General features: G+C 67.6%; 19 protein-coding genes and 1 tRNA gene. 13 read left to right on the top strand and 7 right to left on the bottom strand.

What is annotated here, in order from left to right:
• The first annotated feature begins 31 nt into the window (after positions 1-31).
• A complete protein-coding gene (locus ACNO8X_RS23495) occupies positions 32-1,357 on the top strand; it encodes an MFS transporter (RefSeq protein WP_418002944.1) in 1,326 nt (441 codons plus the stop codon).
• Here ACNO8X_RS23495 and ACNO8X_RS23490 read toward each other — a convergent pair.
• The gene (locus tag ACNO8X_RS23490) at positions 1,354-2,016 is read right to left on the bottom strand and encodes an MmpS family transport accessory protein (protein WP_131630662.1); all 663 of its coding nucleotides are present in this window, start codon (positions 2,014-2,016) and stop codon (positions 1,354-1,356) included. The genes ACNO8X_RS23495 and ACNO8X_RS23490 overlap by 4 nt on opposite strands.
• A 67-nt stretch (positions 2,017-2,083) precedes the next feature.
• Positions 2,084-2,698 carry a TetR/AcrR family transcriptional regulator gene (locus tag ACNO8X_RS23485; protein WP_418002943.1) on the bottom strand — a complete coding sequence of 205 codons (615 nt, stop codon included), beginning with the start codon at positions 2,696-2,698 and terminating at the stop codon, positions 2,084-2,086.
• Positions 2,699-2,789: 91 nt separating this feature from the next.
• On the opposite strand from ACNO8X_RS23485, the gene ACNO8X_RS23480 reads away from it, so the two are divergent.
• From ACNO8X_RS23480 to ACNO8X_RS23460, 5 genes are read left to right on the top strand one after another with little or no spacing between them, the layout of a single operon-like run.
• Complete coding sequence (locus ACNO8X_RS23480) at positions 2,790-4,352, top strand: carboxyl transferase domain-containing protein (RefSeq protein ID WP_418002942.1); 1,563 nt, start codon at positions 2,790-2,792, stop codon at positions 4,350-4,352.
• Position 4,353: 1 nt separating this feature from the next.
• On the top strand, positions 4,354-6,333 hold the full coding sequence (locus ACNO8X_RS23475) for an acetyl/propionyl/methylcrotonyl-CoA carboxylase subunit alpha (protein ID WP_418002941.1): 1,980 nt from the start codon (positions 4,354-4,356) through the stop codon (positions 6,331-6,333).
• A complete protein-coding gene (locus tag ACNO8X_RS23470; protein ID WP_418002940.1) occupies positions 6,330-7,493 on the top strand; it encodes an acyl-CoA dehydrogenase family protein in 1,164 nt (387 codons plus the stop codon). Before ACNO8X_RS23475 ends, ACNO8X_RS23470 begins: the two co-directional genes overlap by 4 nt.
• Positions 7,490-7,978 (top strand): MaoC family dehydratase, encoded by a 489-nt coding sequence (locus ACNO8X_RS23465; RefSeq protein ID WP_133761364.1) that lies wholly within the window; start codon positions 7,490-7,492, stop codon positions 7,976-7,978. The genes ACNO8X_RS23470 and ACNO8X_RS23465 overlap by 4 nt, the downstream gene beginning before the upstream one ends.
• Positions 7,978-8,784, top strand: a complete 807-nt coding sequence (locus ACNO8X_RS23460; protein ID WP_418002939.1) for an HpcH/HpaI aldolase/citrate lyase family protein — start codon at positions 7,978-7,980, stop codon at positions 8,782-8,784. Before ACNO8X_RS23465 ends, ACNO8X_RS23460 begins: the two co-directional genes overlap by 1 nt.
• Positions 8,785-8,862: 78 nt before the next feature.
• Here the strand turns inward: ACNO8X_RS23460 and ACNO8X_RS23455 are convergent, their stop codons facing one another.
• Positions 8,863-9,540, bottom strand: a complete 678-nt coding sequence (locus ACNO8X_RS23455) for a DNA-binding response regulator (RefSeq protein ID WP_418002938.1) — start codon at positions 9,538-9,540, stop codon at positions 8,863-8,865.
• Positions 9,515-11,746: a sensor histidine kinase gene (locus ACNO8X_RS23450; RefSeq protein ID WP_418002937.1), complete on the bottom strand. Its 2,232-nt coding sequence runs from the start codon at positions 11,744-11,746 to the stop codon at positions 9,515-9,517. The genes ACNO8X_RS23455 and ACNO8X_RS23450 overlap by 26 nt, the downstream gene beginning before the upstream one ends.
• Positions 11,747-12,376: 630 nt before the next feature.
• Between ACNO8X_RS23450 and pdhA the strand changes: the two genes are divergently transcribed.
• Genes pdhA through ACNO8X_RS23435 form a run of 3 tightly spaced genes read left to right on the top strand, consistent with a single transcriptional unit; the run spans position 12,377 to position 15,724 of the window.
• Positions 12,377-13,474, top strand: coding sequence for a pyruvate dehydrogenase (acetyl-transferring) E1 component subunit alpha (gene pdhA, locus ACNO8X_RS23445; protein ID WP_418002936.1), 1,098 nt, complete (start codon positions 12,377-12,379; stop codon positions 13,472-13,474).
• Between the two features lies 1 nt (position 13,475).
• Complete coding sequence (locus ACNO8X_RS23440; protein ID WP_418002935.1) at positions 13,476-14,528, top strand: alpha-ketoacid dehydrogenase subunit beta; 1,053 nt, start codon at positions 13,476-13,478, stop codon at positions 14,526-14,528.
• On the top strand, positions 14,528-15,724 hold the full coding sequence (locus ACNO8X_RS23435; RefSeq protein ID WP_418006011.1) for a dihydrolipoamide acetyltransferase family protein: 1,197 nt from the start codon (positions 14,528-14,530) through the stop codon (positions 15,722-15,724). The genes ACNO8X_RS23440 and ACNO8X_RS23435 overlap by 1 nt, the downstream gene beginning before the upstream one ends.
• Here ACNO8X_RS23435 and ACNO8X_RS23430 read toward each other — a convergent pair whose 3' ends face one another.
• A complete protein-coding gene (locus tag ACNO8X_RS23430; RefSeq protein ID WP_418002934.1) occupies positions 15,725-16,477 on the bottom strand; it encodes an enoyl-CoA hydratase in 753 nt (250 codons plus the stop codon).
• Between the two features lie 118 nt (positions 16,478-16,595).
• On the opposite strand from ACNO8X_RS23430, the gene ACNO8X_RS23425 reads away from it, so the two are divergent.
• On the top strand, positions 16,596-17,261 hold the full coding sequence (locus tag ACNO8X_RS23425) for an MspA family porin (RefSeq protein WP_418002933.1): 666 nt from the start codon (positions 16,596-16,598) through the stop codon (positions 17,259-17,261).
• A 323-nt stretch (positions 17,262-17,584) separates the two neighbouring features.
• On the opposite strand, the gene ACNO8X_RS23420 is transcribed toward ACNO8X_RS23425, so the two are convergent.
• Together ACNO8X_RS23420 and ACNO8X_RS23415 are read right to left on the bottom strand one after the other, a co-directional pair.
• On the bottom strand, positions 17,585-18,277 hold the full coding sequence (locus ACNO8X_RS23420; RefSeq protein WP_418002932.1) for a hypothetical protein: 693 nt from the start codon (positions 18,275-18,277) through the stop codon (positions 17,585-17,587).
• Positions 18,278-18,281: 4 nt separating this feature from the next.
• Positions 18,282-18,354: transfer RNA gene (locus tag ACNO8X_RS23415), tRNA-Arg, on the bottom strand.
• 131 nt (positions 18,355-18,485) lie between these two features.
• Between ACNO8X_RS23415 and ACNO8X_RS23410 the strand changes: the two genes are divergently transcribed.
• From ACNO8X_RS23410 to ACNO8X_RS23400, 3 genes are read left to right on the top strand one after another with little or no spacing between them, the layout of a single operon-like run.
• Positions 18,486-19,967 (top strand): wax ester/triacylglycerol synthase family O-acyltransferase, encoded by a 1,482-nt coding sequence (locus tag ACNO8X_RS23410; protein ID WP_418002931.1) that lies wholly within the window; start codon positions 18,486-18,488, stop codon positions 19,965-19,967.
• Complete coding sequence (locus tag ACNO8X_RS23405; RefSeq protein WP_418002930.1) at positions 19,964-21,544, top strand: HAD-IB family hydrolase; 1,581 nt, start codon at positions 19,964-19,966, stop codon at positions 21,542-21,544. Before ACNO8X_RS23410 ends, ACNO8X_RS23405 begins: the two co-directional genes overlap by 4 nt.
• Positions 21,541-23,898 carry a glycerol-3-phosphate 1-O-acyltransferase gene (locus ACNO8X_RS23400; RefSeq protein ID WP_418002929.1) on the top strand — a complete coding sequence of 786 codons (2,358 nt, stop codon included), beginning with the start codon at positions 21,541-21,543 and terminating at the stop codon, positions 23,896-23,898. The genes ACNO8X_RS23405 and ACNO8X_RS23400 overlap by 4 nt, the downstream gene beginning before the upstream one ends.
• Positions 23,899-24,044: the final 146 nt, after the last annotated feature.

Below are 24,044 nucleotides of genomic sequence, written 5' to 3'. Positions count from 1 at the left end.
GTGCAATCGTAGGGACCAATAGAGTGGCCCCATGAGCGAGGCTTGCCGAGCGAATCGACGGGCCACGCGCAGCCCCAGCCCGCCCGTCGGCCGGGGTCGCGTCGCTGCCTGGGCGCTGTGGGACAGCGGCGCCACGGGCGTGAACGCGATCGTGACGACATTCGGTTTCAACATCTACCTCATCTCAGAGGTCGGCAAAGGGCTGCCCGGCTCGACGACGCCGGAGAGCTGGCTCGGGCGCGCGGTGCTCGTGGCCGGCATCGCGGTGGCGTTTCTGGCGCCGGTGACGGGCGTGATGGTCGACGCCGCGTACCGGCGGCGACGGGCCCTCGCCGCGCTGACGGGCGCCGTGGTGGTGCTGACGGCGTCGATGACGTTCATCAAGCCCGACTACCACTACCTGTGGATCGGCCTGGCGCTGTTGGCGGCCACCGCGGCGTGCATGGACCTCGCGACCGTCCCGTACAACGCGATGCTGCGTCAGTTGTCGACGCCGGCGACCTCGGGCCGGATTTCCGGATTCGGCTTGGCGGCAGGGTTTTTCGGCAGCGTCGTGCTGCTGCTCCTGGTCTTCGTGGGGTTCAAGGCCGGCAGCGGCGACACCCTCGGCCTCCTGGGTATCCCGAACGCGGACGGCAAACCGGACCGGTACGCCGTCCTGGTGGCCGCGGCGTGGTTCGTCGCCTTCGCGCTGCCGTTACTGCTGACGGTGAAGTCGCCGCCGCACGACGGCACCCCGGCCGTCGGGTTCTTCGGCGCCTACCGCAGGTTGTGGACCGAGGTGGTCGGCGAATGGAAGCGAGACCGCAACGTCGTCTACTACTTGCTCTCCAGCGCGGTCTTCCGCGACGGACTGACGGGGATCTCGATCTTCGGTCCGGTAGTGGGGGTCAGCGTCTACGGGCTGGCGCCGACGAGTGTGCCGCTGTTCGGCGCCGCTGCGTTCACCATCGCGGGGCTCGGCGCGGTGCTCGGCGGGATGCTCGACGACCGGATCGGTTCCAAGCGCGTCATCGTCGCCTCGTTGACCGCGATGGTGACGGTCGGCATCACGTTGATGTTCCTGTCCGGACCGATGGCGTTCTGGATCTGTGGTCTGACGCTGTGCCTGTTCGTCGGCCCCACCCAGTCGGCATCGCGGAACCTGATGTTGCGCATCTCCGCGGACGGCAAGGAAGGCGTGGCCTTCGGGCTCTACACCACCACCGGCCGGGCGGCGCATGTGCTGTCGCCGTGGTTGTTCTCGATGTTCATCGACATCTTCGCGACAACCCGCGCGGGCCTGGGTGGCCTGTGCACCGTCCTGGCTATCGGACTGGTGGGCATGATGCTGGTGAAGGTGCCGGCCCGGCGCTAGTGCCCGTGTCCGCGGCCGCGTTTGGCCGACTGTCGGCACACCGTGAGGCCGGCGCCTTCCCGCTGCTGAATCTGGGTGCCGTCGACAGAGATGGTGCAGGCGATGCCGCGTCCGGCGTTGACGATGCTGACGCTGGCCGAGCGGGCCGCCGGCCGGTTCAACTGGACTTCCTTGGTCCACGGCAGTGCCACATTGAACTCCGTCTGCAGCACCCCGCCGGTGTCGACGTAGGTGATGCTCACGGCGCGGCCGTTGCCGATCACGGCGTACAGCACGGCCTCGGTGTCACCGCTTTCGGCATCCGATGGCGCGGCCGCGGCCGGGGGACTGACGGCTTCGCTGGGCTCAGTGCTTTCGGGCGTCGTGGTGGTCGTCGCAGTCGTCGACGACGACATCGGGTCCTGCGTCGGCACGGGCAGCGGCGGTGGCGCCACCAGGGTCTGTTGCTCAGAACTGTTGACGATGACGACTGCGATCACCATGCAGAGAGCCAGGATCAGCAATGCTCCGGCCAGCGGGAACAGCCACTTGTGGCGGCGGACCTTCGGTGGTGCGGCGACACCGTAGGGATCGGTGAAGGCGTCGGTCTGGTAGCCGGCCGTCTGCATGGCCGGGAGTTTCCTGGTGGCGTCCAGCCCGTCGTCGCGCGATCCGGTCATGGCCACCTCATGTTTGCAGGGTACCTGCGGCGCGCGCCGGGCCGCGGGGACGTTGCGGCGGGCCGGGTCAGTGGTGCGGGGCCAGTGCGGCGATGGTCATGGCGCGCAGCACGGCGCGCGAGGATTCCTCCTGCTTGCGGGCGCCGCCCGCGGTGACACTGTGCGGGGTCGAGTTCAGCAGCCCGAAGGCGGCGTGCGCCATGGTCCGGGCGTCGGCTTCGCTGCGGGACGGGTCGAGCCGGCGCAACACGTCCACCCAGATCTCGACGTACTGGCGCTGCGACCGGCGCACCTGCCGCTTGGCGGCGTCGGGCAGGTTGTTGAGGTCGCGGTCCTGGATGCGGATCAGATCGGATTCGCCCAGGGCGAAGTCGAGGTGGAACTCGATGAGGCCGCTCAACGCGTCGGCCGGATCGTCGCATTCGGCGACCACGGCACGTCCGCCGGCGTGCAACCGGGCGCTGACGCTGACCAGCAGCTCCACCAGGAGCGCTTCCTTGTTGGGGAAGTGCCGGTAGATCGCGGGTCCGCTGATGCCGGCCGCGGAGCCGATGTCCTCGAGCCGGACTGCCAGATAGCCGCGTTCGGCGATGAGCCGTTCGGCGGCGGCGACGAGTTGGCTGCGCCGGTCGGATTTGGCGCGGCTGCGCGGTGTTTCGGCGTCTGCCTCTGATGCCGTCATCGACACCTCCAACCCGGTCTGGACAACTCAGTTAATGAAGACTAACATCGCGTTCGGTTATTCGCCATTAACTCAACCGAATGGAGCGATGATGGCGTCGAGCGTTTCCCAACGGGTATCGCATCGCGAGCAGCACCTGGCACTGGTGGCTGATCTGAAGGACAAGCTGGACACCGCCGCGCTCGGCGGATCGGAGCGTTCACGTGAGCGCCACGTCGGTCGCGGCAAGCTCCTGCCGCGCGACCGGGTCAACGGACTCCTCGATCCCGGCAGCCCGTTCCTCGAGATCGCGCCGCTGGCCGCCAACGGGATGTACGACGACGAATGCCCGGGTGCCGGGATGATCGCCGGCATCGGTCGGGTCTCGGGCCGCGAATGCCTCATCATCGCCAACGACGCGACGGTGAAAGGTGGCACGTACTACCCGATCACGGTCAAGAAGCACCTGCGGGCGCAGGAGATCGCCAGCCAGAACCAGCTGCCGTGCATCTATCTCGTCGACTCGGGCGGCGCGTTCCTGCCCCGCCAGGACGAGGTGTTCCCCGACCGCGAGCACTTCGGCCGAATCTTCTTCAACCAGGCCAACATGTCGGCGCGTGGCATCCCTCAGATCGCCGCGGTGCTCGGCTCCTGCACCGCCGGTGGCGCGTACGTCCCCGCGATGAGCGACGAGGCCGTCATCGTCCGCAACCAGGGCACCATCTTCCTGGGCGGTCCACCCCTGGTGAAAGCCGCTACCGGAGAGGTGGTTACGGCCGAGGACCTCGGCGGTGGCGACCTGCACTCCAAGATTTCCGGTGTCACCGACCACCTGGCCCACGACGACCGCGACGCACTGCGCATCGTCCGTCGGATCGCCGCGACGTTCGGGCCGCGCTCGGAGACGCCGTGGGACGTCGCCCCGACGGTGGACGCAGTGTGCGATCAGACCGAGCTCTACGACGTCGTGCCGATCGACTCGAAGGTGCCGTACGACGTGCACGAGGTGATCACCCGCATCGTCGACGGCGGCGAATTGACCGAATTCAAGGCCGAATATGGCACCACGCTGGTGACCGGCTTCGCCCGCATCCATGGCCACCCGGTGGGCATCATTGCCAACAACGGCGTGCTGTTCGGCGAATCCGCCCAGAAGGGCGCACATTTCATCGAGCTGTGTGACAAGCGGTCGGTGCCGCTGCTGTTCCTGCAGAACATCTCCGGCTTCATGGTGGGCCGCGACTACGAGGCCGGCGGCATCGCCAAGCACGGCGCCAAGATGGTCACCGCCGTGGCGTGTGCCCGGGTGCCGAAGCTGACCGTCGTCATCGGCGGCTCCTACGGCGCCGGGAACTACTCGATGTGCGGCCGCGCGTATTCCCCTCGGTTCCTGTGGATGTGGCCCAACGCGCGCATCTCGGTGATGGGTGGCGAACAGGCCGCTTCGGTGCTGGCCACCGTGCGCGGTGAGCTGACGCCGGAGGAGGAAGAGGCGATCAAGGCGCCGATCCGCCAGCAGTACGAGGATCAGGGAAACCCGTATTACTCGACGGCCCGGCTGTGGGACGACGGCGTCATCGACCCGGCGGACACCAGAACCGTGGTGGGACTGGCCCTTTCAGTTGTCGCGCAGGCTCCGCTCGAGCCTGTGTCCTACGGCGTTTTCAGGATGTGAGATGAAGACCTTCGACACCGTCTTGGTTGCCAATCGTGGCGAGATCGCGGTCCGCGTCATCCGCACGTTGCGGGCCATGGGCATTCGTTCGGTCGCGGTGTTCAGCGATGCCGACGCCGGTGCCCGGCACGTGCTCGAGGCCGACGTCGCCGTGCACATCGGCCCGGCCCCGGCCCGGCAGAGCTACCTGAGCATCGAGGCCATCGTGACCGCGGCCCGGCGCACCGGTGCCCAGGCAGTGCACCCAGGATACGGATTCCTTTCGGAGAACGCAGAATTCGCCGCCGCGTTGCACGACGCAGGCATCGTCTTCATCGGGCCGCCGGCCAAGGCCATCGGCACCATGGGCGACAAGATCACCGCCAAGGCGGCGGTGTCGGCCTTTGGTGTGCCCGTGGTTCCCGGTATCTCGCGTCCCGGCCTGACCGACGAGGACCTCATCGCCGGCGCCCCCGAGGTGGGGTTCCCGGTCCTGGTGAAGCCGTCCGCCGGTGGCGGTGGCAAGGGCATGCGGGTGGTGCATGCCGCCGCGGAGCTGCCGGCCGCGCTGGCCTCGGCCCGTCGTGAGGCCGCGTCGGCATTCGGCGACGACACCCTGTTCCTGGAGCGATTCGTGTTGAACCCCAGGCACATCGAGGTCCAGGTCGTTGCGGACAGCCACGGCAACGTCGTGCATCTCGGCGAGCGCGAGTGCAGCCTGCAGCGCCGGCACCAGAAGGTCATCGAAGAGGCCCCGTCGCCCGTAATGGACGAGGCGACCCGCGCGCGGATCGGCGCGGCCGCCTGCGACACCGCCCGTAGCGTCGACTACCGCGGCGCGGGCACCGTCGAGTTCATCGTCGCGGCCGATCGGCCCGACGAGTTCTTCTTCATGGAGATGAACACCCGCCTGCAGGTGGAACACCCCGTCACCGAGTTGGTCACGGGCATCGACCTGGTCGAGCTGCAGGTGCGGGTGGCAGCCGGTGAAGCCCTGCCGGTGGCTCAGGACGACATCACCATGACCGGGCACGCCATCGAAGCCCGGGTGTACGCCGAAGACCCGGCGCGTGATTTCCTGCCGACGGGCGGCACCGTGCTGGCACTCGCCGAACCTGCCGATGCCCGAGTGGATTCCGGCATCCGGGCCGGCTCGGTGATCGGTAGCGACTACGACCCGATGTTGTCGAAGATCATTGCGTACGGCCCGGATCGGGAGTCGGCGCGTCGTGGACTGGATCGGGCGCTGGCCGATACCGCCGTGCTCGGTGTCGGTACCAACATCGACTTCCTGCGGTTCCTGTTGGCCGACGAGGACGTCATCGCCGGACGCCTCGACACGGGTCTGCTGGACCGCCGTACCGGCGACTACGTCGCCGCCCAGGCCGGAGACGACGAGTTCATCGCGGCTGCCGCGTACCGCTGGCTGCACAGCTGGGCGGACGCGGGTGAGCTGTGGGCCACCCCGTCCGGCTGGCGGGTCGGGGAGCACGCTGCGACGACGATCCGGCTGCGGGCCGGCGAGCGCACCGACCACGTCCACCTCACCGGCACGCCCGCGGCCGCCACGGCACGTATCGAAGATGGCGAACTGCGGAGTGTGGCGGCGTCGTTGGACGGTGACCGGCTGATCGTCACGGTCGACGGTCTGCGCACCGAATACCTGACCGCCGTCGAGGATCACCGGCTGTGGCTGGCCGGTGCCGGCCGAACGACCGTGATCGAGGATGTGCGCGAAGCCCCGGTGCGTGCCGATGACGAACACAGCGGCGACGCCGAGATCGTCAGCCCGATGCCCGGATCTGTTGTCGCCGTTGGCGTCGAGGACGGTGCGGTGGTCGGCACCGGTGACGTCGTGGTCACCGTCGAGGCCATGAAGATGGAACACGCGTTGTCGTCGCCGGTCGGCGGCACCGTGGAATTGCTTGTCGCCGTGGGCGATCAGGTCAAAGTGGGCCAGCCGCTGGCCCGGATTATCGCTGCAACAGAGGAGACCAAGTGAGCGACTTTCTGTCCACCGGCACCCTGCCGGACCACTATGCCGAACTGGCCAAGACGGTTCGGGAATTCGCGCAGACCGTCGTCGCGCCGGTATCGGCTCAGCACGACAAGGACCACACCTTCCCGTACAAGGTGATCGACGGCATGGCCGACATGGGCCTGTTCGGCCTGCCCTTCCCTGAAGAGTACGGCGGCATGGGCGGTGACTACTTCGCCCTGTGCCTGGCCCTGGAAGAACTGGGCAAGGTCGACCAGAGCGTCGCCATCACACTGGAGGCGGGCGTCGGGCTTGGCGCCATGCCGGTGTACCGCTTCGGCACCGAGGCGCAGAAACAGGAATGGCTGCCGCAGTTGGCCAGTGGAAAGGCGTTGGGCGCCTTCGGTCTGACCGAGGCCGGCGGCGGTAGCGATGCCGGCGCCACCAAGACCACCGCGAAATTGGATGGGTCAACTTGGGTTATCAATGGCTCCAAGCAGTTCATCACCAACTCCGGCACCGACATCACCAAGCTCGTCACGGTCACCGCGGTCACCGGCGAATTACCCGGCGGGCACAAGGAGATTTCGGCGATCCTGGTGCCGGTGCCGACCCCGGGCTTCACGGCCGAACCCGCCTACGACAAGGTCGGCTGGAACGCCTCGGACACCCACCCGCTGAGCTTCGACGATGTGCGGGTGCCGGCCGAGAACCTGCTCGGCGACCGCGGTCGCGGCTACGCCAACTTCCTCCGGATCCTCGACGAGGGCCGCATCGCCATCGCCGCGCTGTCGGTCGGTGTCGCGCAGGGCTGCGTCGACGAGTGCGTGAAGTACTCGAAGGAGCGGGAAGCGTTCGGCCGCAAGATCGGTGGCTACCAGGCCATCGCCTTCAAGATCGCCCGGATGGAAGCCCGCGCACACGTCGCCCGCACCGCGTACTACGACGCCGCGGCACTCATGCTGGCAGACAAGCCGTTCAAGAAGGCGGCCTGCATCGCCAAGATGATCGCCAGCGAGGCCGCGATGGACAACGCCCGTGACGCCACCCAGGTGTTTGGCGGCTACGGCTTCATGAACGAGTACCCGGTGGCCCGGCACTACCGCGATTCGAAGATTCTCGAAATCGGTGAGGGCACAACGGAGGTGCAGCTGATGCTGATCGCGCGTGAGGCCGGGCTGTGACCGAGAAGCGGGTCGTCGAGCAGCGCGGGCTCTGGTTCGAGGAGTTCGAGCCGGGCGTCATCTACAAACATCGACCCGGCCGCACCATCACCGAGGCCGACAACGTGCTGTTCACCACGCTCACCATGAACACCCAGGCGCTGCACCTGGACGCCGCGTTCTCCGACGCGTTGCCGCCGTTCCATGCGCGGCTGGTGAATTCGATGTTCACATTGTCGACGCTGGTGGGTCTGTCGGTCGCGCAGCTGACGCAGGGCACGATCGTCGGGAACCTCGGTTTCTCCGACATCGCCTTCCCCAGGCCGCTTTTCCACGGTGACACGCTGTACGCGGAGTCCGAGGTGATCGACAAGCGCGAGTCCAAGAGCCGGCCGGGGGAGGGCATCGTGACGTTCGCCCACACCGGCCGCAATCAGCACGGCGACGTCGTCGCCACGGCGTCGCGCAAGACGATGGTCCGCAAGCGCCCGGCGGACGCGGTCTGATGGCGCTGCAGGCACCCGGTCCCGGCTGGCTGTTCTGCCCGGCCGACCGGCCCGAGCGATTCGAAAAGGCCGCCGCGGCAGCTGATGTGGTGATCCTGGACCTGGAAGACGGCTGCGCCGCGAAAGACCGGCCTGCCGCTCGTCAGGCGCTGATCGATACCCCGCTGGACCCGGCCCGCACGGTGGTGCGGCTCAATCCGTCGGACACGGCCGACCACCCGCTGGACCTGGAGGCGTTGGCCCGCACCCCGTACACCACGGTGATGCTGGCCAAAACCGAATCAGCCGAACAGGTTCGGGCGCTGGCGCCGCTGGACGTGGTGGTGCTGGTGGAGACCCCGCTCGGCGCGCTCTCCGTCGCCGAGACCGCCCGGGTCGACAACACGTACGCCGTCATGTGGGGTGCCGAAGACCTGTTCGCGGCACTGGGCGGCACCGCCAACCGGTGGCCCGACGACAGCTACCGCGATGTCGCAAAGCACGTCCGGTCGCAATCGTTGTTGGCCGCCAAGGCTTTCGGCAAGCTCGCACTGGATTCGGTCTATCTGAACATCAAGAACCTGGACGGCCTGCGGGCCGAGGTCGACGATGCCGTGGCGGTCGGATTCGACGCCAAGGTCGCCATCCACCCGACACAGGTCGCGGTGATCCGCTCCGGCTACGCCCCGACCGAGAAGGAAATCGCCTGGGCGCGCGCGGTACTTGATGCGGCGACCCGCGAGCGCGGGGTGTTCCAGTACGACGGTCTGATGGTCGACATGCCGGTGCTCCGCCGGGCCGAGCGGATCGTCGCCCTGGCGCCCTGACGGTTTCTTCCGCGAGCAGACGTGAAAACCCCTGAATCGGTGGAGATTTAGGGGTTTTCACGTCTGCTCGCGAGGGGACTAGAGCTCCTCGACGCTGAGGATGCCGTCTTGCACCGCGCGGGCGACGAGTTGGGCTTTGGTGGCTGCCGGCCGCCCCGCGGCGGCGTACTTGGCCCGGACGCGTTGCAGGTGGGTCCGGACGGTCGTCGGGGCCAGGTGCAGGCGCTTGGCGACGATGTCCTTGCTCTCGGTCTGAAACCAGGCCTTGAGCACTTCGCGTTCGCGATGGGTGAGCCCGGGGCGGCCGGAATCAGTGTCCGAGCAGATGGCCGCGGCCATCCGGGGCCCGACGTACGACTCATGGGTGCTGGCCGCGCGGATGGCCTCGATCAGCTGGCTCTGGCCTTCGCTCTTGGCCAGATACGTGACCGCCCCGATGGACAGACAGCGCAGAATGACCTCGGCGTTCTCCAGGTGCGAATACACGATCACCGCGTGACCGGCGTCGACGATGGCGGTGACGGCGTCAAAATCGGGCTGGCGGCTGCGTAATTCGAGGTCGAGGATGACTGCGGCCAGCTCGGCACCGGCCTTGGGATACAGGGCAAGGAAGGAGTCGGCGTCGGGATGGTCGGATACGACGCGGATCGGCGGGTCGGCCTTTGCGCACCATGCGGCGATGCCGGTGTGGATGACGTCGTGGTCATCGACGACGGCGATGGCCAGGGGCTCAGGCGGGGTGGCCGGCGAGGTCATGGCTGGCTGGTCTTTCTGCGAGCTGGAGCTGGAAGGTGATCCATACGGTGTCGTCGAGGGTGGTGACGTCGAATCCATCGTTGGCGCCGACGTCGATCTCGGTGGGGATTTCGGCGGCTTTGGCGCCGTGACACACAACGCTGATCTCCGCGCCGGTCGATTCGCCGGTCACAGTGATGCGAGCGGCGGTGGTGGTCGCGGCGAGGGCGAGGTCGAGCAGGTGCGCGATCCGCCGCGCTGCGGCTTCGTCGACGGTGGGTAGTGCGCCGTCGACGTTGATGGCTACCGCGACGCCGCGATCCTGGGCGGCGTCGATGTGCGGACGCAGTTCGCGCAACAGGACATGCTGGAATATCGAAGATTGGTCGAAAAGCGTTCGCAGCCGCTGGTATTCGTTCTGCGCGTGCTGTTGGACGGCGGCGTCCAGCGGAGCGCCGTCGGCGAGGCTCACCAACAGCGGACGGATCGTCTCGGCCAGATCGGCGTAGCGGCGCAGGTACTCGGCCTGAACCGCATCGGCGATCCGGTTCGCGGTCAGAAGTTGCTTGCGCGCAGCGGTTTCGGTGGCCGCATCGGCGGCGGCGCCTCTGATGAGGTTGTCGAAGAACAGGCCGCACAGCTGGATCAGCAGAACGCTCACCGTGCCGTACCCGATGTCGACGAGGTTGTGCAGCGAGAGGTCGTGAACGAGGGCGTAGCCGATCGGGATGGTCCAGCACAGGACCAGGACGCTGATGCTGTAGCGGAGCCTCTCGTTGAGCAGCAGGGGAAGCGTGCACCAGCCGATCGCACCCTGCATCCATTGCACGTCGGCGTCGAGCTGCGCAACCGGCAGGGACGCCGATTGCGCCAGCGAAACAACCAGCAAGGCGGCAATGCCCGCGCGAGTTGGCAGACCGGGCAGGCCGAGGCGACGGACCACGGTCGAGAGCGTGATGGCCGCGGCTACAGCGAGCAGTGCCAACTGCAGCTTGGGGTGTGCAGTCGAGTGCATCGCGGTGGGGGCGATCGCCAGGAGGTTGGCGATGGCATAAGCGGTCAACATCAGGCTGTATCCGGTGCGGGCGCGTTCGATCATCCGCTCCGGATCGGCTGGAGTCGCTGGGGGAGTGGCTGTGGGCCAGCGTAATTCAACGGTGGTGCCGCGCCCCGGTGCTGTTGTCACCACTGATTCGCCGCCGAGCCGCCGCATGCGGGCGGCGATCGAGTTGGCCAGTCCGTATCCATGGGTTGGTTGCGTGGCGTCGAATCCGCGGCCGTCGTCGGCGATGCGCACCAGGCCGGGCTGGATCGCGACGGTGACGCCAGTCGCGGCGGCATGCCGGTCCACGTTGGTGAGGGCTTCCCGTGCCGCGGCGGCGACGATCGTCGCGGTGGCACCATCCAGCCACATCTGGGTTGGTCCGGTCAACGTGACCGGGGTGGTGATGTGTGCGATGTTGTCACGCAGTGCCGCAACAAGATCGGCGGGCGGAGTCGGTGCCCAGGACCGATCGTCGAAGACTTCGAGATCGCGGCGCGCCTGCGTTGCGATACGCGTCGGCGACACCGCGCTGCCGGTGCCCACGATCAGCAGCGTGGAGGCGACGGTGTCGTGCAGCAGCCGCAGCTGTTCCCGGTCGTACTCACGGACGGCCGCATTGACCTCGTGTTGCAGTTCGGCGGCGTGCCGGTCCGCGCGCGCGGCGTCGACCGAATCGGTGACCCGCAACATCAGAACGCGGTTCAACGTCGCCGCCAGCCACAGCACCGCGAAGTAGACGGCAATGTTGCGGCCGACGTGGCCCCACCCGAAAGCTGTGGTGCCGAGAACGTACGCAGCGGCCACGCCGAGGGTGAGCACGACATTGACCCATGGGGAGAAGACGGTGAAGCTGATGATCGCTGTCCCGGCAATGGCCACCAGGCTGAAGGTGGACAGGCGGACATGGACGTCGGACGCCAGCATCGGGATGGTCAGGCAGGCGACGATGGTGATGGCGTAGTCGACTGCGAAGACGCGTGCTGTCGCGGAATGCGTGATCAGCCGATAGGTGGCCCAGGTGCCGGCCGCCAGCGCGAAAGCTGTGCCGACGGCACTGACCGAATGCTCGGTGGTGACCATGACGGCGTACACCAGCAAGCTGCCGCCATTGCGCAGGACCAGGCTGAGCAGCATCGCCTGACTCAGGAAGTTGCGCCGGGCGGCGTCCGCCGTGTCACGCATGGTTGGCCTGACCGTCTTCCGTTACCCGGATGCGGCGGCCCGGCCACAGTACGTCGCACCGGGAGCAGATGCAGCGAACAATTGAGATGACATCGGCACACCCGTGGCGGCCATCGCGGACGGCTTGGCGATTCCTTTGCTGGAACGCCGCGCGGAGGTACGGGCCGTACCCCCGACTGTTGGACGAATTACCAGTTGAACGTCGGTATTTACCTGCGGTGAACGCCCCGTCATTCCCTCGCACCTCCGCACATTTACGATGCTGGCGTATTGGTTTTAGCACGTTCGGACGACGATCTCCGGCCGAGTGCGCGAATCGACATGGCAAACGGCTATCAATCCAGGTGTTTCGTACGTTCGGCGGACACGCGGCGGGTCCGGATTCGCCCGTCGCCTCCCCGCCGCGACACGTATTCACTCCGTTACCTGCGATGACCACGGCCGGATCAGGTTCGGGCGCATAATGGCGGTGATGCCCCAGCACTGCGGCGAGCAGAGCGGATCATCCGACTGATGCCACACCCCGGCATCGGCCGGCGACCCCCATCACCCGGGGGTTGCCCTGGTCGCCACCGCGCTGAGCTTCTCGCGGACTGACGGCCGAACATGCCGTCACCGAAAGGAGGCGGTATGGCTGACGTGACGGTCCCTGGCCTGGACAACCGGGTGGACCTTGAACCCGTGCAACTCATCGCGCCCGACGGCGCACCCACCTCCGAAGCGCGGTACCGCCGCGACCTGCCGCCCGAAACGCTGGGCTGGCTGTACGAGGAGATGGTCGTCACCCGCGACCTGGACGGCGAATTCGTCAATCTGCAACGTCAAGGCGAGCTCGCGCTGTTCGCCTCGTGCCGCGGCCAGGAAGCCGCGCAGGTCGGCGCGGCGGCCTGCTTGCGCAAGACCGACTGGCTGTTCCCGCAGTACCGAGAACTCGGCGCCCTGCTGGTCCGCGGCATCACGGCGGCCCAGCTCAGCGCTGTGTGGCGGGGCCGCTGGCACGGCGGCCTGGGATTCACCGAAAAGCACTGTGCGCCAATATCGATAGACATCGGCACACATGGTCTGCACGCGGTCGGCGCGGCGATGGCCGCGCAACGGCTCGGGGAGGACTCGGTGACCGTGGCGTTCGTCGGCGACGGTGGTACCTCCGAAGGCGATATGCACGAGGCGCTCAACATCGCGGCCGTCACCTCGGCGCCGTGTGTGTTCTTCATCCAGAACAATCAGTGGGCCATCTCGGTGCCGGTGCGTCACCAGCAGGCGGGACCGTCGATCGCGCACCGCGCCATCGGCTACGGCATGCCCGGAATCCGGGTTGACGGCAACGACGTGCTGGCCTGCTACGCGGTGGTGTCGGAGGCGGCGCAGCGCGCCCGCGACGGTGGCGGTCCGACACTCATCGAGGCCGTCACCTACCGGATGGGGCCACACACCACCTCCGATGACCCGACCCGCTACCGCGACCCTGACGAGCTGAAGCGCTGGGAGGCACGCGATCCCATCGCGCGCTACCGGGCCTACCTGGAAACCGTCGGGGTGTGGACCCCGCGACTGCAGGAGCACGTGGAGAACCGCTCGCGCCGACTGCGCGCTGATCTGCGTGAGTCTGTCCTCACCGCACCGGACTTCGACGTCGCGGACATGTTCGACAACGTCTACGCCGACATCACACCCGAACTGGCCCGGCAGCGTGCCGCGTTGCTGGCCGAATTGGATTGGGAGGGTTGATATGACGCAGATCATCGAGCGACCGTCGTGGTCCGGTGATGCGGAGCCCGACGAGCCGAGACCGCCGGCCGGGTCGCCCACGGCGACCACCGTATCCATGGTGCAGGCCATCAACCGCGCCCTGCACGACGCGATGGCCGCCGACGACCGGGTGCTGGTCTTCGGCGAGGACGTCGCCCAGCTGGGCGGGGTGTTCCGGGTCACCGATGGTCTGCACGAAACCTTCGGGGAAGCACGGTGTTTCGATACCCCACTGGCGGAGTCGGCGATCGTGGGGATCGCCATCGGCATGGCGATCCGCGGCATGGTGCCGGTACCCGAAATCCAGTTCGACGGATTCGCCGCCCCGGCCTTCGATCAGATCGTCAGCCATCTCGCGAAGTACCGGATGCGCACCCATGGCGATGTCGACATGCAGGTGACCATCCGCATCCCGTCGTTCGGCGGTATCGGTGCGGTGGAACATCATTCGGAATCCACGGAGTCGTACTGGCTGCACACCGCCGGGCTGAAGGTGGTGATTCCGTCGACGCCGTCGGACGCGTATTGGCTGTTGCGCGAGGCCATCTCGTCTCGTGACCCGGTGATCTTCCTGGAGCCCAAACGCCGGTACTGGACCAAGGGGGAGCTGGACACCCGCGTGCCGGCGCCTCCTATCGGGCGGGCCGCGGTGCGGCGCACCGGGCGGGACGTCACCGTCATCACCTACGGCTCGCTCGTCGACACCGCGCTGGCCGCAGCCGATCTGGCTGACGGTAACGACCTGGAAGTCATCGACCTGCGGTCGCTGAACCCGCTCGACTTCGACACCATCGCGGCCTCGATCCGCAAAACCGGGCGCGCGGTGATCATGCACGAAGGGCCGCGCACCCTGGGTTTCGGTGCCGAACTGGCCGCCCGGATCTCCGAGGAGCTCTTCTACGATTTGGAGGCACCCGTGTTGCGCGCCACCGGCTTTGACACTCCCTATCCGCCGGCCCGGCTGGAGAAACTGTGGCTGCCCGGCGTGGACCGCCTGCTGGACTGCGTACACCAGGCGATGAGCCAGCCATGATGGCGACACGCGACTTCCTGGTGCCCGACCTCGGAGAAGGCTTGGAGGACGCCACCATCACCTCCTGGGCAGTGGCGGTGGGGGACACCGTCGAGCTCAACCAGGTCCTGTGCACCGTGGAGACCAACAAGGCTGCCGTGGAGATCCCCAGCCCGTACGTCGGTGTGGTGACCGAACTCGGTGGGGCAGAAGGGCAGACGCTCGCCGTGGGCGCTGTGCTGATCCGCATCGCCGCCGATGCGCCGGTGGTGGCGGAACCTGCACCCGAGCCACAAGCTGAGCCCACAGCAGAGCCGAAAGCCAAAGCACCCCAACGCAAACCCGTGCTGGTCGGATACGGCGCGGATGCTGAACTCGATACCACCCGGCGCCGGCCCCGGGCCAAACCGCGGGTGCGCAAGCTGGCGGCCGAACTACATGTGGACTTGACCGGGGTGTCGCCGTCCGGACCGGACGGCATCGTCACGCGTCAGGACGTGCTCGCCTCGGCGCACCAGACCGTCGACGCCGACCTGGTTCCCGTGACCGGAGTACACGCCGAGATGGCACGCCGGATGTCGGTGTCACGCAAGGAGATACCGGACGCGCATGCCTCGGTGCAGGTGGACTGTGCCGAGTTGCTCCGGGTGCGCGACACCTTGGCCGTCGCCGACGGCACCGTCACACCGTTCGTGTTGACGCTGCGACTGCTCGCCATCGCGCTGCGGCACCACCGCGAGTTCAACGCCACCTGGGTGCCGGCTGAACACGGTGCGGGCGTGCATCTTCACGAATCGGTGCACCTGGGCATCGGCGTCGCGACCTCACGTGGATTGCTGGTGCCGGTGGTTCGGGACGCCGAGCGCCTGTCCACCCGGGAACTGGCCTGGACGGTGGACGGGCTGATCTGCGCCGCCCGCGAGGGCACGCTGAAACCCGCCCAGCTGCACGGCTCGACGTTCACCGTGTCGAACTTCGGGGCTCTCGGTCTGGATGAAGGGGTACCCGTCATCAGTTATCCGGAGGCGGCGATCCTCGGGATGGGGACACTCAAACCCCGCGCCGTGGTGCGCGACGGCGAGGTGGTGGCGCGGCCGACCATGACGCTCACCTGTGCCTTCGACCACCGGATCGCCGACGGAGCCGGGGCGGCCGCGTTCCTCGGTGAGTTGCGGGCTCTCATCGAGACGCCCGAACTGGCGCTGCTCGACGGATAGTCAGCGCTGCTTGGCAGCGGCCAATCGCGCAGCGAACTCCGGTGATTCGATCGATGCCGCCTGCGGGGCGATCTCGATGTCGACCGCCTTGGCGTGCTGCTCGTTGTCCAGGACGCCGGGATGGTCCGTCGCGCGCATCGACGCCTTGGTGGCCAGCACCACCTCGCGGGGTGCCGACGCCGGACCGGCGGCCAGCGCCAGAGCCGCGGCGACGGGGTCGTCGGCGACTTCCAGCGCCAGTCCGTGCCGCACGGCGGCGTCAGCGTCGAACCTCATGCCGAACAGCAGCGCCGCCCGTGCCGCCTGCGGACCGATGGCGCGCTGCAGCATCCAGGTCGCGCCGCCGCCCGGGTGAATCCCGAGCTTCTGGAACCGCGGGTCGAAGACCGCGCCGGGCCCGGCGATCCGGACGTCGGCGGCGAGAGCAAGGTTCAGCCCCGCCCCGACGGCCGGGCCGTTCACCGCGGCGATCGTCGGCAGCGTGCAGTCGGCCACGGCGAGGAAGCCGTCGTAGATCACCCGCAGACCGTTCACCGTGGCGGCACCGAGCGCGGTCAGGTCGGCGCCGGCACAGAAGGCCTTGCCGGCGCCCGTCACGACCACGGCGTGCACGCCGTGATCGGCCTCAGCGGCGTTGATCGCGGCCCGCAGGCCGGCAGACATTTCCGCGGTCACCGCGTTGCGGCGTTCGGGATCGTTGACGGTGATGACTGCGACGCGGTCGATGACCTGCGTCAGTACGAGATCGGACACCACCCCAGCCTATGGCCTGTGTTTCGACTCACGTGAGTCAAAACCTTTACCCGAGATCATTTCTGCGAAACAACTGTGTGATTGCTTTGCTGTTCGTGTTGAGAGGTGTTCGGAGTTCATGTTGAAGCGTTTTGCTGTGGTTGCTGCTGTGGGCATGTTGCTCCCGTTGGGGGCAGCGACCACTGCGGTCGCCGACCCCGCGCCCGCCGGTGACGAGGGCCCGCCGCCGGACACCGGCATCGTGGCCTCGGAAGAACCGGCGACGGTCACGACGCCCGATGGCTGGACTCTCACCGTCGTGGCCAAGAACGAGACCGAGCTGCCCGTCGCACCTCTGACGACAGCGGTCAGCTCGCGCGAATACCTCGTGGGCGGCACATTCACCGGAACAGTGACCGGCAAGGGCAAGACCACCCTCGCCGGCGGCACGCTGGAAGCGGGCTACCAGATCGGCTGCGGCATCGAGCTGGGCCAGGTGCGTCTGGTCGGCTCCATCGGTATCGCTACCTCGGGGTCGACGCTGGCCGGGTTGCTGCCCACGGGCGTGAGTGTCCCCATGTCGGGCACCGTGGAAATCCACCCGAAGCCCGGCACGGTCACCCAGGTGCCGGTCGACAAGAAGTCCTTCAAGGCCGCGCCGGTGCGCGTCACGCTCAAGGACACACACGTCAAGGTCGACGGCTGCGTCGGCCAGTCCTTCCTGCGGTCCTACGCGGTCTTGACCAGCTCGACCACCGACACCGACGACATCGTCGCCTACTACGGCATCACCAAGTCCGTCTGACCCACACCTCCCGCCGAAACGGCATTCCAGCAGGGCAGTTCTCGAACTTTCCCTGCTGGAATACCGTTTCGCCGTTTGTGGAGGCCTCCGACCGGGCACAATGCGCGGGTCCGTAGGAGGGGGAGCATGAGCGACGACGCCGAATCGCCGGCAATGCGGCAACGCGTCGAAGACCGGTACCGGCAGCTGGCCGAGATGCGCCAGCTGCGGCCCATCGTCGCCGTCGTCAACCGCTTCAACGAGATCGACGGCGGCACCCTGGGCACGGTGGTGTCGGTGCAGCTGTTCACCACGGTGATCCCGCTGGCGATCATCGGCTTCAGCTATCTCACCGGGTTCGCCGACAGCGCCAGCCCCGGCGTCGTGGTGAGCCGGCAACTCGGCCTGGTGTCGCCGCTGACCGACCACGTACGGGCCGCCTTCGGCCGCGCGTCGGGCCTACGGTCCAACTGGACGTTCTTCGGCGTCGCGAGCTTCCTGGTCTGGGGCATCCCGATGTCGATGACCATCGCCGGAATCTTTGCCAAGGCGTGGCGCCGCGAGCCCTTCGGCTGGGGCGGCAAGCTGTGGCGCGGAGTGACGTGGTTCGTGCTGTACCTGACGATGATCGGGGTGCGGGAACGCATCGCCTTCGGCGCCGAGCACCACGGCTGGAGCCAAATTCTGCTCTTCGCGGTGTCACTGATCCCGGTCTGGATCTTCTGGACCATCACGCCTGCGCTACTGGTGCGCGGTGGCGGCCGGGGCCGGGCCGCTCTGCTGCTCGCGGGCTTCGCAGGCGTGGTCATCGAGGGCACCATCCTGCCGCTGGCGGCCCGGATGATCTTCCCGCCGCTGCTGCGCGGGTGGGACGACTTCGGGCCCATTGGCGTGGCGATGGCGCTGCTCACCTGGTGCGGGATCAGTGGCGCCGGCTGGGTGATCACGGCGTGCGTCGGCGCGGTGCTGTGGGAGCGGACGGCGCCGTCACAGACCGTCATCGAGGCGGAGTCGGACGACGGCGGCGGACCCGACACAAAGCGCCCCCGACAGGATTCGAACCTGCAACCTACGGAGTAGAAATCCGCTGCGCTATCCGTTGCGCCACGGGGGCAATGCGCAGGAAGTCTATCTCGGCGGCTCCTCGCGGTGGTCACCGCAACAGCGGTATTGCGCCGCGCCGTTTCCGGCAGCGGACTAGCGTTAGGGGCCAGCGCTGGGCAACGACAGAGGAGAGCGACAGCCATGAGCGACGTGCCGGACTTTGACACGGCCGGGTTGCCCGAAGAGTTGAGTGCAGTCGATCAGTTGATGCATCGCGGGGAAGCCAATCCCCGCACCCGCTCCGGCATCATGGGCGTCGAACTGCTGGATGTCACCCCGGATTGGGAGCGGTACCGGGCCGGGTTCGAGCAGGCCTCCCGCAAGGCGATCCGGCTGCGGCAGAAAGTCGTGATGCCGAGCCTGCCGACGGCCGCCGCACGCTGGGTGGTCGACCCTGATTTCAACCTCGACTACCACGTGCGCCGGGTACGCGCGCCGGGTGCCGGCACGCTGCGCGAGGTCTTCGATTTCGCCGAGCTGGCGCTGCAGTCGCCGCTCGACATCTCCCGTCCGCTGTGGACGGCCACGTTGGTCGAAGGGCTGCCGGGCGGTGGCGCCGCCAACATCGTGCACATGAGCCACGCCGTCACCGACGGTGTCGGCAGCATGGAGATGTTCGCGAACCTGTACGACCTGGAGCGCGATCCGGCGCCGCGGCCTGCGGCGCCGCTGCCCATCCCCGAAGACCTGTCGCCGAATGACCTTACGCGGCAAGGTATCAACGCGTTGCCCAAAGGCATCGCCAACAACGTGCTCGACGCCACTCGCGGTGCGGCCGGTCTGCTCGGGCGCATGATGCGCGACCCGGCCGACGCGGTCGGCGGGGTGGTCGACTACGTCCGGTCGAGCCGCCGGGTGATGACACCCGCGGCGCCGCAGTCGCCGGTGCTGCGCCGGCGTGGTCTGGCGTCGCGCAGTGAGGCGATCGACATCAAGTTCAGCGATCTGCACAAGGCGTCCAAGGCGGCCGAGGGGTCCATCAACGACGCCTACCTCGCCGCCTTGTGCGGTGCGCTGCGCCGCTATCACGATGCCAAGGGCATCCCGGTCGCGTCGCTGCCGATGGCTGTGCCGGTGAATGTGCGTTCCGACTCGGATCCGGCCGGGGGCAACAGATTTGCCGGGGTGAACATCGCGGCGCCCATCGGCGTCGTCGACCCGCGCAAGCGCATCCAGAAGGTGCGTGCCCAGATGACCCGCAAGCGGGAGGAACGTGCCATCGAGGTGGTGGGCGTCGTCGCGCCGCTGCTGAATCTGGTCCCCGAAACGCTGCTGGAGTCCATGGCCGGGTCGGTGGTCAACTCGGATGTGCAGGCCAGCAATGTGCCCGGGCCGCCGGTCGACACCTTCATCGCCGGCGCAAAGGTGGTGCGGCACTACGGAATCGGGCCGCTGCCGGGCGTCGCGATGATGGCGGTGCTCATCTCGCGCAGCGGCTGGGTCACCATCAGCACCCGCTACGACCGGGCGTCGATCAACGATCCTGAGTTGTGGGCCCGCTGTCTGCTGGATGGATTCAACGAAGTGCTGGCTCTGGGTGGGGACGGCCGGGCCATCCCGGCGTCGTTCGAGTTGCCCGGCGATCAGGCCGAGTCGGCAGTGAACGGGGGCGCCGCACAATGAGTTCGGACGACGAGTATTCGGCAGAGTTCCGCAACGCCCGGTTGCCGGGCTCGGTGGCGGAGATCCTGGCCAGCCCGCAGGGGCCGGAGGTCGGTGCGTTCTTCGACATGGACGGCACCCTGGTGGCCGGATTCACCGGCGTGATCATGACGCAGGACCGGTTGCGCCGCGGCCAGATGGGCGTCGGTGAATTCATCGGCATGGTGCAGGCCGCGGTGAACCACCAGCTGGGGCGCGCCGAGTTCGAGGACCTGATCGGCCGCGGAGCGCGGATGCTGCACGGCAATTCGCTCAGCGACCTCGACGAGCTGGGCGAGCGCTTGTTCATCCAGCACATCAAGAAGCGGATCTATCCCGAGATGCGCGAACTCGTCCGCGCCCACATGGCGCGCGGGCACACCGTCGTGCTGAGTTCGTCGGCGCTGACCGTCCAGGTGGAGCCGGTGGCGAACTTCCTCGGCATCAAGAACGTGCTGTGCAACAAGTTCGAGACGGATGAGTACGGGCTCATCACCGGTGAGGTCGTCAGGCCGGTGCTGTGGGGACCCGGAAAGGCCAACGCCGCACAGGCGTTCTCCGCGAACAATGGTGTCGACCTGGCGAAGAGTTACTTCTACGCCGACGGTGACGAAGACGTCGCCCTGATGTACCTGGTCGGCAACCCGCGGCCCACCAATCCGGCGGCGAAGCTGGAATCTGTTGCCGCCAAACGTGGTTGGCCGGTGCTGAAGTTCTCCAGCCGCAGTGGCAGCAGCCCCATCGCGCAACTGCGGACCTTCGCCGGTATCGCGTCGCTGGCCCCGGTCGCGGCGGGTGCCCTCGGTCTCGGTCTGCTGACCGGCAATCGGCGCACGGGCGTCAACTTCTTCACCTCGGCGTGGAGCAAGGCGCTGATGACGACCCTCGGCATCGACCTGAACGTGATCGGTGCCGAGAACCTGCGGGCCCAGCGACCGGCGGTGTTCATCTTCAACCATCGCAACCAGGCCGACCCGATGATCGCCGGCGCACTGGTCAGCGACAACTTCACCTCGGTGGGCAAGAAGGAACTCGAAAGCAACCCGATCATGGGCACCATCGGCAAGGTGATGGACGCCGCGTTCATCGACCGCGACGATCCGGCGTCCGCCATCGAGAGCCTGCACAAGATGGAAGACCTTGCCCGTAAAGGTCTTTCGATCCTGATCGCACCCGAAGGTACCCGCCTGGACACCACCGAGGTCGGTGAGTTCAAGAAGGGGCCGTTCCGGATGGCCATGGCCGCGGGCATCCCGGTCGTGCCGATCGTGATCCGCAACGCGGAGGTGATCGCCGCCCGCGATTCGTCGACCTTCCATGCGGGCAAGGTCGACGTCGTCGTCTTCCCGCCCATCTCGGTCGAAGACTGGACCCTCGACAACCTGTCCGACCGCATCGACGAGGTGCGTCAGCTCTACCTCGACACCCTCCGAAAATGGCCGCACGACAAGGTGCCCGACAACGCGCTCTACCACCGGGCCACGCCGGAATCTGCCGACACAGACGATTCACCCGACGACAGCGGCGAAGCGCCGCGCGGCGCCAAGGGCCGACGGTGAAGCACACCGCTGACGACCTCGCCAGCTTCGACCCGACCGACGACGCTCTGGTGCTGACCGCGGTCGGTTCGGCAGCCGAGTGGGACCTGCTGAACGACTGGCTGGCCCACCAGCGCAAGCAGCACCCGGACACCCGACTCGAGGTGCTCCGGCTGCCGACCGAGGGGGAGCCCTCGTCCGGCACGTTGGCCCGCCTGGTCGAACTACTCAGCGCCGACGACAGCCGTTCCGTGGTTCCCGTCCGGGTGTTCTGGGTGCCCGCCGGTCTGCCGACGCGTTCCAAGATCGTCTCGCTGATCTCGGGCCGCGACCGGTACCGGCCACCGGAGCTGCTGCAGCGCCGCATCCTGCGCAAGGACCCGCTGCGGGCCCGGGTGGTGGCCGGTGAGCCCGCCACCGTCGGGCAGCTGCGGCAGCAGTGGAAAGACACCACGACCGCCGAAAACCCAAGGGAATTCGCCCGGTTCGTGCTGCGTCGGGCGCAGCTCGCCATCGAGCGCGTGGAGCTGCGGCTGCTCGGTCCCGAGTACAAGTCACCCCGGCTGGTCAAGCCCGAGGTGCTGGCGTCAGCCCGGTTCCGGGACGGGCTGGAGAAAATCCCCGGCGCGACGGTCGAGAAGGCCGGCGAGATGCTCGACGAACTGTCGACGGGCTGGAGCCGGTTCTCCGTCGACTTCATCCCCAAGGTCGGGCGGGCCATTTTCAGCCGGGGATTCGACCCCAACGTGGACTACGACCGCGAGCAGGTCGAGGCCATGCGGCACTCGCTGGAACTGCACCCGGCCGTGCTGCTGTTCTCGCACCGGTCGTACCTCGACGGCGTGATCGTGCCGGTGGCGATGCAGGAGAACCGCCTGCCACCGGTTCACACCTTCGCCGGGATCAACCTGGCGTTCGGTCTGATGGGTCCGATCTTCCGGCACTCCGGCGTCATCTTCATCCGGCGCAACATCGCCGGCGACCCGTTGTACAAGTACGTGCTCAAGGAGTACGTCGGGTACATCGTGGAGAAGCGCTTCAACCTCAACTGGTCCATCGAGGGCACCCGCTCGCGGACCGGAAAGATGTTGCCGCCCAAGCTCGGTCTGCTGGCGTACGTCGCCGACGCCTACCTCGATGGCCGCAGCGAGGACATCCTGCTGCAGCCCGTCTCCATCAGTTTCGATCAGCTCCACGAGACCGCCGAGTACGCCGCCTACGCTCGCGGCGGCGAGAAGACCCCCGAAGGTCTGAGCTGGCTGTACCACTACATCAAGGCGCAGGGCGACCGGAACTTCGGCAAGATCTACGTGCGCTTCCCCGAAGCGGTGTCGATGCGGGAGCAGCTGGGTCCGCCGGACGGCGCGGTGTCCACCGACCCCGCGGTCAAGCGCCTGGCCCTGCAGAAGATGGCATTCGAAGTGGCCTGGCGCATCCTGCGGGCCACGCCGGTCAACGCCACTGCGTTGGTGTCGGCGCTGCTGCTGACCACTCGCGGCCTGGCCCTGACGCTGGACCAGCTGCACCACACGCTGCAGGACGCGCTGGATTACCTTGAGCGCAAACAGATTCCGATGACCAACTCGGTACTGCGGCTGCGTACGGCCGAAGGCGTCCGGGCTGCGCTCGACGCGATGTCGGGCGGGCATCCGGTTACCGCGGTGAACACCGGCCGCCAGCCGGTCTGGTACATCGCGTCGCAGGACGAGCACGAGGCCGCGTTCTACCGCAATACGACCATCGACGCGTTCCTGGAAACCGCCATCGTCGAATTGGCCATGGCGCACGCGGCCAAGGCGGAATCCGATCCGGTGGAGGCGTTTTGGTCGCAGGTGATGCGGCTGCGCGACCTACTCAAGTTCGAGTTCTACTTCGCGGACTCGGCCAGGTTCCGCGAGCACATCGTGGAAGAGATGTCGTGGCAGGCCAACTGCGAGCAGCAGTTGGCCGAGGGCGGCGAGGCCATCTACGCGATGCTGCGGGCCAAGCGTCCGATCATCGCCGGCGCCATGTTGCGGCCGTTCCTGGAGGCCTACGAACTGGTCGCTGACGTGTTGCGGGGTACGCCGCCCGAGATCAGTGAGAAGGATCTGACGAAACGGGCACTCGGCGTCGGCCGGCAGTACGTCGCGCAGGGCCGGATTCGCAGCAACGAGTCGGTGTCGGCACTGCTGTTCACGACGGCGCGCCAGGTGGTCGCCGACCAGAAGCTGCTCGAAGCGGCGCCCGATCTGGAGGAGCGGCGCACGGCCTTCCTCGCCGAGCTGCGGTCGATCCTGGCGGACCTGGCGACCGTCGACTCGATCGGCTGGATCAAGTTCGACGTCCGCGAGTTGCAGCGGCGCAAGTCCAAGACGGCCATCGAGGCCGAGTAACCCGGGGTAACTCGGGCCGGTGCACTCGGGGCCCGGGTTATCCACAGTTCGCGATTCATCCACAACCGGCGCCGCCATCGCAGCGGCGCCGGTTCTTTTGTCGGTGCCTGGCGGGTCAATGGACGCACAGGCCGACGAGAACGCCG

This window comes from Mycobacterium sp. PDNC021, from assembly GCF_048282635.1.
Taxonomy (GTDB): Bacteria; Actinomycetota; Actinomycetes; order Mycobacteriales; family Mycobacteriaceae; genus Mycobacterium; species Mycobacterium llatzerense.
Note: the sequence above shows the minus strand (reverse complement) of the source record. Positions and strands in the feature narration are given on the sequence as shown.

What these genes read in the sequence shown, in the direction of transcription:
- ACNO8X_RS23440 (WP_418002935.1), top strand. Translation starts at nt 13,476, where the DNA reads ATGACGCAGATCATCGAGCGACCGTCGTGGTCCGGTGATGCGGAGCCC.
- ACNO8X_RS23455 (WP_418002938.1), bottom strand. Translation starts at nt 9,540, where the DNA reads ATGACCTCGCCGGCCACCCCGCCTGAGCCCCTGGCCATCGCCGTCGTC.
- ACNO8X_RS23450 (WP_418002937.1), bottom strand. Translation starts at nt 11,746, where the DNA reads ATGCGTGACACGGCGGACGCCGCCCGGCGCAACTTCCTGAGTCAGGCG.
- pdhA (WP_418002936.1), top strand. Translation starts at nt 12,377, where the DNA reads ATGGCTGACGTGACGGTCCCTGGCCTGGACAACCGGGTGGACCTTGAA.
- ACNO8X_RS23495 (WP_418002944.1), top strand. Translation starts at nt 32, where the DNA reads ATGAGCGAGGCTTGCCGAGCGAATCGACGGGCCACGCGCAGCCCCAGC.
- ACNO8X_RS23435 (WP_418006011.1), top strand. Translation starts at nt 14,528, where the DNA reads ATGGCGACACGCGACTTCCTGGTGCCCGACCTCGGAGAAGGCTTGGAG.
- ACNO8X_RS23475 (WP_418002941.1), top strand. Translation starts at nt 4,354, where the DNA reads ATGAAGACCTTCGACACCGTCTTGGTTGCCAATCGTGGCGAGATCGCG.
- ACNO8X_RS23490 (WP_131630662.1), bottom strand. Translation starts at nt 2,016, where the DNA reads ATGACCGGATCGCGCGACGACGGGCTGGACGCCACCAGGAAACTCCCG.
- ACNO8X_RS23460 (WP_418002939.1), top strand. Translation starts at nt 7,978, where the DNA reads ATGGCGCTGCAGGCACCCGGTCCCGGCTGGCTGTTCTGCCCGGCCGAC.
- ACNO8X_RS23410 (WP_418002931.1), top strand. Translation starts at nt 18,486, where the DNA reads ATGAGCGACGTGCCGGACTTTGACACGGCCGGGTTGCCCGAAGAGTTG.
- ACNO8X_RS23405 (WP_418002930.1), top strand. Translation starts at nt 19,964, where the DNA reads ATGAGTTCGGACGACGAGTATTCGGCAGAGTTCCGCAACGCCCGGTTG.
- ACNO8X_RS23485 (WP_418002943.1), bottom strand. Translation starts at nt 2,698, where the DNA reads ATGACGGCATCAGAGGCAGACGCCGAAACACCGCGCAGCCGCGCCAAA.
- ACNO8X_RS23480 (WP_418002942.1), top strand. Translation starts at nt 2,790, where the DNA reads ATGGCGTCGAGCGTTTCCCAACGGGTATCGCATCGCGAGCAGCACCTG.
- ACNO8X_RS23425 (WP_418002933.1), top strand. Translation starts at nt 16,596, where the DNA reads ATGTTGAAGCGTTTTGCTGTGGTTGCTGCTGTGGGCATGTTGCTCCCG.